Consider the following 9,693-nt stretch of genomic DNA (forward strand, 5'->3'; position numbering starts at 1 on the left):
CTCCGCGACAATCAACCCGCCCAATAGCTCTTGCCAGCGTCAATCAACACAGCCAAACAGGAACAGTCGCGACAATCTGTTCTCATCCTGATTGACGCCCGCCTCTCATCCAGATCGTCGCGCTATACCGCATGCCCTTCGCGATCATGCGCGATGCCACCGCGATGGAGTTTGCAAGGCAGAGGTCGATCTGGCTGGCAAGGCGAGCCGCCGAAATGAACCCGGCCATGATCCGCTCTACCTGCCCTTCCGACAGGGCACGGGATGCCGGCAAGCGCGACTTGCGGGTCGACAGCCAGGAAAGGGTCCGGCTGAGGCCCGCCATCTTCAATCGCACGCGCGAGGCGGCGAGGCAGCACAGAGCGCTGGTCGTCCCGGCGAAGGCAGGCCGCGGAAGGTCCAGATCGAGAATACTCGTCCGCGGCATCACGATCGGGCGGCAGGCGGCTGGTGCCTCCGGAGCCGCTGATGCCATAAGCAGACCGCGCGTCAGCAATCCCTGGAGGTGCAAATCGTCTGGCGGCGGGGCGCCGCCTTCTGCCAGCGCCCGGAAGCTGTGCTCGGCGTCTGGCGAAAGGCAGAAATACCGGTCTGCCACGATATCGAGAAAAATGATCCGGTCGCCGACGCGGCAGAAGGAGATGCCATTGCGAAGATTGAAGCCCATGATCGAACGCCCAGGATCGAAGCCCGGATCGGCGCGCGATCCTAAGGGAACGCGCGCCGACGCCGTCAGTCGTCGGCGATGCCGAAGAGCTGCTGGCCGTTCTTGGCATCAATGACCAGGCCGGCGCCGCCCTTGGTTTCGATGCTGGCGGTGCCGAGGTCGATCACTTCGTCTTCACGTTCCATGATGCACTCCTTCGTCCTGCTGCGAAATGCAGCCATGGCAGACTATGGAGGGCGGTCGGCTATCCGAACTTTATACGGATTCTATATCGATTTTGTTTGGCAGGCGGTGGACGTCAGTCCGCGCGGTAGACGGCCCGCACGATGTCGGAGGCAGCGCGGCGGCGACGGCGATGATAGCTGCGGCACAGGGTTTTCAGGTGCTTGCGTTCGGCGGTCCTGACGGCCTGCCACAGCGCCTCCAATTCCGCGCCGGTTCCCTCCAGTACCTGTTCTTCAACTGTCCGAACGGCATGCAGGCGGGCGTTGAGCCGGTCGAGCGCAAACGCATGCTCGCGATTGGCGGAATGGCGGGCAACGGCCAGAAACGTCGCCGCAGTCCGGTCGGCCAAGACCGCGGCGTCCGCGAGATCGCCAAGGGGCTGAAGGGCGGCAGGGCGTCGCCATGCATTGATGGCAAGCAGGACGAGTTCGGCCGACCAGTCGTAGAGATCCGCGAGGCCGGGTTCATCAAGCGCAGGGACATGGAAGCCGCCGGCGGTACGTGTCTCCACCAGCCCCTCGCCGGTCAGCCTGTGGAGCGCGTCGCGCACGGGCGTCACGCTCGCGGCGAGCGGCGCGGCCAGTGCCGCCGGATCGAGCCTGTCGCCTGGCCGGAATTCGCGGCTCATGATCCGGAGGCGCAGTGCCTGATGGACCCGTTCGGCGGTCGCCCCGGCGTTCACTGCGCTTCTCGCTGTTCCTGTGCATAGGCATCGACCAGCACCTGCTGGTCGGGCCGCAGCGCATCGACGGCGCCGAGCGGCCGGTCCGCGCGCCCGTCCAGCAGCACTGAAGGGCATTGTCCCTCGAAATTGCCGAGATTGGGCCGATGCTGGCGATAACCGACCAGCGCCGCGAGATCGGGCGGGAACGTACGCGCGACGTCGGGCGGATAGGCGAGCCATTGGTTCTCATAGGGCTTGAGCCAGCCCAGTGCGTAGCCGATCACAATCCCGCGTCGCACATCCCGCGTGCGGTTTGCCCCCGCGCCGTGCAGCGTCGAGCCGAGGAACAGAAGCGCTGCGCCGGGAGCCATTTCGGCGGCGAGAGGCGCGCCGTCCGGCTCGGCCAGTGCGTTCGGGCCGTGGCTCTCTCGCCATACAAGCGTGGCGCCGTTCTCCTCCGTAAAATCGGTCAGCGGCCACATCACGTTGACGAGATATTCGATCTCGCCGACGGGACCGCGCCACATGTCCTGGTCGCGGTGCGGCAGTTGCGCCGGTGCGCCGGGATGGACCGCGATCGCCTGGGTCGTATTGAGCTGGATGCATTCGCACCAGGGCGTGAGCACGGCCTCGACGATACCGAGGATGCGCGGGTGCTGGACCAGCGCCGCGGCGCCGGCCGCGCGCGTGAGCAGGCGGCCGAACCGCTTGGTGGTGCTGCCGTAGAAGCCGCCTTGGCCGAACGGCGTCGCCGCGAAATCGCCCGCCAGTTCATCATCGAGCGCGTGGATCTGCGCGGGCGGCAGGGCATCGGGAAGGACGCACCAGCCATGGTCGAGAAGGTCGCGCGCACTGCGGGTGATCTCGTCGTCGAGCCTGTCGATCATCGTCCTGCTCCTTTTTTCAGGCCGCGATGCGCTGGCTGTACCGGATGGCCGGTGTCGCCTGGATGCCAGCCGCGGCGAGCAGGCCGGGCGTGTCGGGGGCGATGTCGATGCGCAGCGCCGCCAGCATCGCGCCATCGACGACTTGCGGCAGGCCGAGCGGCCGGCAGCGCCAGCCGAAGGCGAGGATCTGCTGGAACCAGCCCATTTCGGCGATCGCGCTGTAGCCGGTGATGCCATGATCCAGCGCATGATCGACGAGCGCGGTCACCAGCGTATCGCGCACCGCGCGGCGCGCGGCCGCGCGCAGCCGGCGGTCGAGACAGAAGCGGGTGATCTCGAAGATGTCCGGGGCGCGCGGCGGCGCGTCCTCGCACAGGCCCGGATAGAGGTTGCCCAGAATGTGCGGTCGCATGGTCGGCAGCAGGCGCGCCGAGCCCAGGTGCGCCCCGTTGGGCTCAGCGAGGATCAGATAGGTGGCGTTGAGATCGTCGAACTGGTCGACTTCATAGCGGTCCTCGAGGACCGGAACGTCCCATTTGAGCAGATCGACGAAGACCGACTTGCGCGCGGCGAACATCGCGCGCAGCGCCGCGTCCGACGCGGACGGTGGGGCGGATTGCAGGATATGCAGCATGGCTCTTGCTCCCTTGGCCGTGATCGGCCGAGGGTCGGCGAGATGCCGGTCGCAGCGCTATGCCCGAAAAGGGGCATAGCGACGGCGGAAGATATCCGAGAAGGTGAGGGTTCCGTCGAACAGCGTCCGGATCACCAGCAATGTCCGCTTGTTCACGCCGTAGCGCTCGCAGGCCTGCTTGATATGCCGGGCCACCGTCTCTTCGCTGATCCCCAGGATGCGGCCGATCTCCCAGTCGCCCTTGCCGCGCGCGACCCACAGGACGCAGTCGCGCTGCCGGTCGGTCAGTGCCGGCCCCGGACGCATCAGGAGCCCGCCGCGTCCCATCCACAATCGGCGCGCCGCTTCGAATGCGAAATTGCCGGCGAGTTGCGCCATCGGCAGCATGACGTGCGGCAGCGGCCGCCCCGCTTCGCTCGCAAAGGAGCAAGAACCGCGTGCTTCGCCCGGAACATGGGCCGGAACGGTGAAGCCGTCGCCGATGCCCTGGGCGCGGCCGAGCGCCAGGATCCGATGATCGGCCTGAGTCAACGGGATCATCGCCGCTATCTGCGACCAGGAAAAGCCGATGCTGGTGACATGGCTCGCGCGATGCACCGGGTCGCTCACGCCCAGGGCGTTCTCGTCATAATAGTCCGCCCAGCTCCGCGGATAATTATGCAGCCGGATCGCCGCGTCACCGGCCGTGGCCACATCGACATGATGGCTGAGCGCGAAATACTGGAAGCCCAGCTCCATGCTGATGGCGGCCATGGCCGCCGCAAGCTCATCTGCGCTGCCGACCGTTTCAACGATGCGCGCAAGCTGCATCGCCATGCCCGAATAAGGCATCTGGTCCTGTCGCGACCGTCGGCGGCGTCTCGTGCTGCCCGGATCCCGACAATCGCCCTTTCTTCGTCCTGTTGGCCAGGCGGCGGGGCCTCAAGCCGTCGCCGGGCGACTCCTGTCATGGAAGTGTCATATCATGTTGGGCAGGCGCGCAGAAGTTGTCTTGTGCGATGCAGCATCTGTGCCTTTGCGCTGTTCGCAGGTTTCTGCCCGTGACGCTGCTGCGGGCGTGGCGCGAGAGCACCGCTTACGCACGGCTGCGTGGTATCGATCGCACCGGGCTCATGTGGGAGTGGTTGCGCCGCGATCCTGATTATATCGCCTGGCATGCCCGGGCGAGCAGCGTTACCCGCGGCCGCGTCGATCCGCGCGCGTGGGGGCTGCACTTTCGCTGAAGATCCGGCCCGGTCGGCACCCGAGGCACGGATCATCTGGCATGCCGATCTCGATCCCGCAACCCTGTCCGTTATAGCGATTCCCACCGATCGCACCGATCCCGATGGCCTTGATCTGGAACGCGTCGCCGCCTGGTTGACCGTCGTCACCGATCCGGACGGCTATGACCATGCCGTCCTTTCGGACGGTCGCCACCATATCCGGCTCGATGTAGCGCAGGGGCGACTGGCAGGCGAAACACTGGTTCATCTGTATTATCGCCTGCATGGTCTCGGCGGCGCCAAGGCGGGCATCCTGCCGCTGCGCCGCCTCCTCCATCTCCAGCACCATCGCCGCTTTGCCCACTCGTTGTATCCGCGTGATCCCTGGATCGAACGCGGCATCCAGTTGCTGCGCGTCCATGACGCGCGGGTCGACGGCGCGACCCAGCGCGAAATCGGGGCCGTTTTGTTTGGCGAGGCGCGCGTGGCCGAAGACTGGAACGACCGATCCGACTCGCTACGTTCGCGGATTAGGCGGTTGGTGCGCGAAGCGAAGACCCTGGCGTTGGGCGGGTATCGCGACCTGATGCGGCGGCAAGCACGATTGCCGTCCAAGCCGCAAACGCATGCTGAACACTCGCGCAGCGATCCGGCCTGATCCTTGGCGCCTCGCGCCTGACGGCGCGACCGCGCTCTATGGCTCGGCGACAGCAAAGGTTTTCCGTCGCCTTCGCCACCGAGCCCCGGCGGCGGCGGGTCTCGGCCTCGCGGTGTCGATCGCTGGCGCGGCCACCACGACCGACGGTGCCGTGAAGAACGTCAGGCCAGGCCGCGTGGCGGACGGAAGCGCGCCGTCGGCGGATTTTAGCCGGAAACGACTGGATCCTGCGCCCCCCAACGCTGAAACATGGCCGCGAGGGCCGCCACGATGCCACCCTCGCGTTGCGCGATGTCGATGCTCCGCAGGTGCAGCCGATCCGTGCTGCCGTGGATCAGGTAATCGGTAGCGAACGGACCCGATCCGAGACCGGGATGGTGCGGATAGAGGAGAATAAGATCGGGGCAGGCATAGAGCTGCCCATAGGCCATCATCTGATAGACATCGGTCTGACTGACCCCATGCTTGGCATCCTCGATCGCCGGCGACAGGCGCTTCCATTTCGTATCGACGATCGCGACCGGTGCGCTGCTTTGACGGTCCCGAACGATGATATCGGGCCGGGTCTGAAAGCGCCGGCGCCCCTGGTCTCCCTCTTCAATCAGGCAAAACAGCCGGCCGCCCTGCGTTTCGACGCTTAGCCCGACAGGGCGCAAGATCTTCCGCATGAGGGCGGCGATATACGCCTCGAACAGATCGTTCATCGGAAATAGCAACGTGATCCCTTGTCCGGCCGACGGATCATGATGGGTGGCCTGCCAGTCGCGCTTGAGGAACAGCCGGGCGAGACCGAACAGCGCCTCCCAGCGCCGATTGGTCCGATCGAGCCGCACCGCCTGCCAAGGCAAAGCGGCGATGCTCACATCAGCGATGTCGGCGAGCACGAAGCGCAATTCGTCGAGCTTGCGCACAGTCTCGGCGACGCGGGCATGGCGGCGAAGGGCCAACACGCATGCTTTCATGATCTGCAGCAGCGGAATGTCGCTTGACAGCGCGTCGAAGCGGCAGGCGAGCCGGTCGGGCCGCACGGCATGGGCGGTGAACTGCCGCACCACGTTGAGCCGACCGCGAAGCGCGGGAAGATCATCTTCGTGCTGGAGATAGGCCCTCGGAAGACCCCGCCGCGCCTCCGTCAGGAGCTTTTCCGCGAACAGACGGATCAGAATGTCAAGAAGTCCCTCCGCCTGCCTCGCCATCGCGGACGCGGCACCATCCCCGATGTCGAGGTCCAAGGCCACGTCGAGCATCCGCACCAGCCGTTCGCGGACGGTCCGTCGCCCCTCGGACGACGCGGTGTCGAGTTGATCGATCTTGGGAAAAATCTCGAGACTGCAGCCGGGCGCCGCGATCACGCCAACCATCTGGCCGGCCGTCAGATGCCGGAAATGATCCCGCAATATGGTGGTGCCTTCGTCGCCACCGAGGAAATGGGCGCGCGCCGCAGCGATCAGGGCATTGGCCTGTGGCCGGGTGAAGCCTCCTTCACCTGGTCGATCAAGGACCGCAATGCGCCCCCACTCGCTGACGGCCAGATGGCTCATTCAGCCGAGACGGCGGCGCTGCTGCCCCCGCTCAGCCGTTCGAAGGCGTCCGCGGAAAACGGCTCGCGGACGAACCAGCTATCGCGGTCGTCGCCCTCGAAGCCTGGCGGCGGGGCGATCTTGCGCGATCCGATGAAGCCGTCGCCAAGGACAGCCCGGATGCGCCCCCAATCTTCGAAAAAATATTCCTGGAGAAGGGGAATGACCTTGTCGCGCATGACGAGATCTATCGCTTCGCGACTCTGACACCCCATGAAGAAGGCATGGCCGATGCGATGTTCGCGGTCGATCAGATACTCGATCCGATCGTTGATGGAGCTGAGTACCGCTCGCAGGTCGATCCCGTCGACGGTGCCGAGCAGGTCGATGCGCGGCGCCATCTCCCGGAAGGTGAACCGGCGCCTGAGCGCGGTGTCGAGCAGCGCGATCGAGCGATCCGCCGTGTTCATCGTGCCGACAATGTGGAGATTGGCGGGAACGCCGAAATCACGCTTCTTCGAATAGGGCAAGGTGAGGCTCAGCGCGTTGGCCATGCCGAGACGCTTGTCGGGCTCGATCAGCGTGATGAGTTCGCCGAAGACCTTCGAAATATTCGCCCGATTGATCTCGTCGATGATGAGCACGAACTGTTCCGGCTCGCCGCCGACCGCTTCGGCCGGAGCGGCATCCTCGTCACCGGCGATCAGGCGGGCCAGCGCCGGCAGGTTCACCCGTTTCGTGGCGATCGGGTAGAGCGTGCGCATGGTGAAGTTGCCATCGACGATCGTGTCGAGCGGCAGGGGGTCCTCGAGCGTGAGCAACCAGCGCACATCGCGGCGGTGCGCGTAGAAGCCCTCGGCCTCGGGGACATAACGATAGTCGCCGGTGACCTCGGCGACGGCCCGGAATGCGGTGTTGCCGTAGGGTACGATGACGATGTCGCCGATCTTCATCTCGGCGCGGAATGGCCAGGTCTGGGTCCAGTTGCTCGGGGTCGGGTCGTCCGGATTCCTGTTCAGCCACTCGGCCTTGATGGCGTCGAAGGTCGAAAAGCGCTCGGCGCTCCAATCGATCGTCCCGCCCCAGCCAAGCGCGATATATCGGTTCGCCAGCGCCGCGTCGTAAACTTCGTCTTCGCTGCCGATCGCGCCTTGGCCCATCTTCCAGAAGCGGCGGCCCGAAAAGTCGAAACCGGCCGCGCTCGCTGCCGGCATGGGTCGGGTCCGGGCCTGGTCGGCGAGGGCACAGATCTCGCGGAAGATGCCCGGCCGTGCCTCAAGGTGGAAGCCGGCCGAATTGCCCTCGCCATCGCCTGTCTCAGGACGCAGACCCTCGACAAAGCTCTCATAATCATAATTCTGGTGGAAGGTGACGAAGGCGATCCGTTTTTCCGCTTCGAGTTCGCGATAGCGGTCGAGCAGCGCCTGGCGGCCTTCGGGGGACTCGTCGAACGCCACGGTGCCGTCGCACAGCAAAACGGCCTCATAGGCGGTACGGTAGGTCTTTCCGGTGCCTGGAGGGCCGTAGAGGATCAGGTTGGTCGGCGATTGCTTCTGCCTGGGCACGCTCTCGGTCTCCATCGCCAGCGAGTAGGTCAGTTTACGCGTCGTGCTCTGCTTCGGCCCTTCGGCTGTCGGCGCAGGCACGTTCGCGAGTTGCAGGAACAATCGACCCTCGAGCGCCTGGCAAATGTTCGGCCAGGCCATGTGAAGGTTCATCTCGTTATTCAACGCGCCGACGGTGATAGTGACGGTCGCATCGCCCCGGAGGCGGGCCGGCTTGATGTAGTTCTCCAGGACGTAACGGCGGATTTCGTCGGCCTGGCTTTCGCCACCATCATCTTCGTCCGCGACTCCTGCGACCGAATAATTGGGATCACGCCCTTCGCGGAAATAGCCATATTGTCGCAGGCCGGCGATCATGTTGCCGAGCTGGCCCTTGGGATCCTCGGCCTGGGGGACGACCGCGCGCACGATCGCCATGTCGGGATTCGGATCGCTTGCCAGCGCCGTCAACTGCGCCAGCAAATCGTTCCACTTCCCACCGTCGAAGACCTCGTCGAGCGTGGATTGGGAATAGCCAAGACCATGCAATCCGCGCTCGGCCCGCTGATTGCGGCGCACCCGCGTATCCATGGCCTTCTTAGTCAACGGCTCGCCTTTCCAGAGCCGTCTGCTCAGCCAATCCCTGAACTCCTGATCTTTCATCGAACCCCCGGCAGCAATAACAACGCAATGCTATTATCGCCGGCTCGCTCTTTACTCGACAGGATTCGCATCCGTCGAACGGCCGGCATCGACATCGGCGAGTAACTGGCCGAGATGCATGGGGCTCTCACAAAGGCGGTAGCCGATTTCATCGGGACCGGCGACCGCGTCAAGGTGGGTGAAGATCTTCTCGAGAAGTTCACCTTCCGCACTCGCGCTCTGCCTGGGTGAGCCCGTCAACCTGATCCGCGATCGCAACTCCGGGGACCGTTCCGCGAATATCGACCACTCATCACGATCGAGCTTTACCTCGAAGAAGCGTGAATAGCACCAGTAGGAATATGCCCCGCGTGCGCCGCGGTGCGCGCAGAGGAACAGTCCAGGCCAGGCGTTGGCGTCCGCATCAGACCAGCCGATGAACAGATTTCCCTTTGGCCAGGTCGGCAAGCGGCTGATCTCTTCCTTCTTCAACTTCGGCTTGCGCCTCTTGCCCTCGACCGCGATCGCCGCCTCGGCCGCCTGCTCGACATCTTTGCGTCCGGCCTCGCCGGACGAGAAGACCACGCCGATCCCTCGATAGCCCTCCGGGTCGGCGGCTATCCTCCGCAGCAGGGTGTCGGGTGGAGCGGTCAGGGGCGCACCCTTTAGGGCACCATGGCGCGGTCTCTTTGCCCAGGCGGCGCGCGCTGTCGCGAGGGCCTCGGGATCGACCATGTCGGCTTTCCCCCAGATCGTGTCGAACCACTCCGTGCCTTTGCGGAACGCGGTCGTATCGGGCCGATGGAAGGTGCCGCACTCGATCAGCGCGGCCGGTTCGACAAAACCGATGCCGCGGTTCGAGGCATTGGCCGAGGTGATGACCATGCCAGCGCTCGAGAGGTACAATTTCGCGTGCAATCCTGTCAACGGCGGAGCAAAAGTCGGCCATTCGGCGGCGTAAAACCAGGCCATCGTGTTACATGCCGGGGGGAGTGGCGTGAGGGCGTAGCCCGAGGGCCACTCCCCCCGGCATTGGTGTAATTTTCA

General features: G+C 65.1%; 11 protein-coding genes. 2 read left to right on the top strand and 9 right to left on the bottom strand.

From position 1 onward, the window contains the following. Positions 1-82 precede the first annotated feature (82 nt). The 6 genes from EWH12_RS20755 to EWH12_RS20780 all read right to left on the bottom strand — a co-directional run bounded on the left by EWH12_RS20755 (position 83) and on the right by EWH12_RS20780 (position 3,908). Positions 83-667, bottom strand: coding sequence for a hypothetical protein (locus EWH12_RS20755; protein WP_129927692.1), 585 nt, complete (start codon positions 665-667; stop codon positions 83-85). A gap of 65 nt (positions 668-732) precedes the next feature. Next, positions 733-852: a benenodin family lasso peptide gene (locus EWH12_RS20760; RefSeq protein WP_129927693.1), complete on the bottom strand. Its 120-nt coding sequence runs from the start codon at positions 850-852 to the stop codon at positions 733-735. A 113-nt stretch (positions 853-965) separates the two neighbouring features. After that, on the bottom strand, positions 966-1,574 hold the full coding sequence (locus EWH12_RS20765) for a GntR family transcriptional regulator (RefSeq protein ID WP_277986039.1): 609 nt from the start codon (positions 1,572-1,574) through the stop codon (positions 966-968). Next, complete coding sequence (locus EWH12_RS20770) at positions 1,571-2,443, bottom strand: phytanoyl-CoA dioxygenase family protein (protein WP_129927695.1); 873 nt, start codon at positions 2,441-2,443, stop codon at positions 1,571-1,573. Before EWH12_RS20770 ends, EWH12_RS20765 begins: the two co-directional genes overlap by 4 nt. A gap of 16 nt (positions 2,444-2,459) precedes the next feature. Further along, complete coding sequence (locus tag EWH12_RS20775; protein ID WP_129927696.1) at positions 2,460-3,077, bottom strand: acyl-homoserine-lactone synthase; 618 nt, start codon at positions 3,075-3,077, stop codon at positions 2,460-2,462. Positions 3,078-3,134: 57 nt separating this feature from the next. Further along, on the bottom strand, positions 3,135-3,908 hold the full coding sequence (locus EWH12_RS20780) for a helix-turn-helix transcriptional regulator (protein WP_242496156.1): 774 nt from the start codon (positions 3,906-3,908) through the stop codon (positions 3,135-3,137). 167 nt (positions 3,909-4,075) lie between these two features. Here EWH12_RS20780 and EWH12_RS23010 point away from each other — a divergent pair, with 167 nt between their 5' ends. Continuing rightward, the gene (locus tag EWH12_RS23010) at positions 4,076-4,300 is read left to right on the top strand and encodes a transcriptional regulator domain-containing protein (RefSeq protein WP_422917749.1); all 225 of its coding nucleotides are present in this window, start codon (positions 4,076-4,078) and stop codon (positions 4,298-4,300) included. After that, positions 4,233-4,940, top strand: coding sequence for a DUF2285 domain-containing protein (locus tag EWH12_RS20785; RefSeq protein ID WP_129927698.1), 708 nt, complete (start codon positions 4,233-4,235; stop codon positions 4,938-4,940). Before EWH12_RS23010 ends, EWH12_RS20785 begins: the two co-directional genes overlap by 68 nt. 206 nt (positions 4,941-5,146) lie before the next feature. Here the strand turns inward: EWH12_RS20785 and EWH12_RS20790 are convergent, their stop codons facing one another. From EWH12_RS20790 to EWH12_RS20800, 3 genes are all read right to left on the bottom strand, one after another. Continuing rightward, the gene (locus EWH12_RS20790; protein WP_129927699.1) at positions 5,147-6,481 is read right to left on the bottom strand and encodes an McrC family protein; all 1,335 of its coding nucleotides are present in this window, start codon (positions 6,479-6,481) and stop codon (positions 5,147-5,149) included. Continuing rightward, a complete protein-coding gene (locus EWH12_RS20795; RefSeq protein ID WP_207212461.1) occupies positions 6,478-8,610 on the bottom strand; it encodes an AAA family ATPase in 2,133 nt (710 codons plus the stop codon). Before EWH12_RS20795 ends, EWH12_RS20790 begins: the two co-directional genes overlap by 4 nt. 108 nt (positions 8,611-8,718) lie before the next feature. After that, on the bottom strand, positions 8,719-9,618 hold the full coding sequence (locus tag EWH12_RS20800; RefSeq protein WP_129927700.1) for a hypothetical protein: 900 nt from the start codon (positions 9,616-9,618) through the stop codon (positions 8,719-8,721). Between the last annotated feature and the right edge of the window lie 75 nt (positions 9,619-9,693).

Origin of the sequence: Sphingobium cupriresistens (assembly GCF_004152865.1) — a bacterium.
Taxonomy (GTDB): Bacteria; Pseudomonadota; Alphaproteobacteria; order Sphingomonadales; family Sphingomonadaceae; genus Sphingobium; species Sphingobium cupriresistens.

Bases quoted from the DNA above. Each gene is read 5' to 3' on its own strand.
- EWH12_RS20785 (WP_129927698.1), top strand. From the start codon at position 4,233: ATGCCCGGGCGAGCAGCGTTACCCGCGGCCGCGTCGATCCGCGCGCGT.
- EWH12_RS20775 (WP_129927696.1), bottom strand. From the start codon at position 3,077: ATGCTGCATATCCTGCAATCCGCCCCACCGTCCGCGTCGGACGCGGCG.
- EWH12_RS20770 (WP_129927695.1), bottom strand. From the start codon at position 2,443: ATGATCGACAGGCTCGACGACGAGATCACCCGCAGTGCGCGCGACCTT.
- EWH12_RS20800 (WP_129927700.1), bottom strand. From the start codon at position 9,618: ATGGCCTGGTTTTACGCCGCCGAATGGCCGACTTTTGCTCCGCCGTTG.
- EWH12_RS20780 (WP_242496156.1), bottom strand. From the start codon at position 3,908: ATGCCTTATTCGGGCATGGCGATGCAGCTTGCGCGCATCGTTGAAACG.
- EWH12_RS23010 (WP_422917749.1), top strand. From the start codon at position 4,076: ATGCAGCATCTGTGCCTTTGCGCTGTTCGCAGGTTTCTGCCCGTGACG.
- EWH12_RS20760 (WP_129927693.1), bottom strand. From the start codon at position 852: ATGGAACGTGAAGACGAAGTGATCGACCTCGGCACCGCCAGCATCGAA.
- EWH12_RS20755 (WP_129927692.1), bottom strand. From the start codon at position 667: ATGGGCTTCAATCTTCGCAATGGCATCTCCTTCTGCCGCGTCGGCGAC.
- EWH12_RS20790 (WP_129927699.1), bottom strand. From the start codon at position 6,481: ATGAGCCATCTGGCCGTCAGCGAGTGGGGGCGCATTGCGGTCCTTGAT.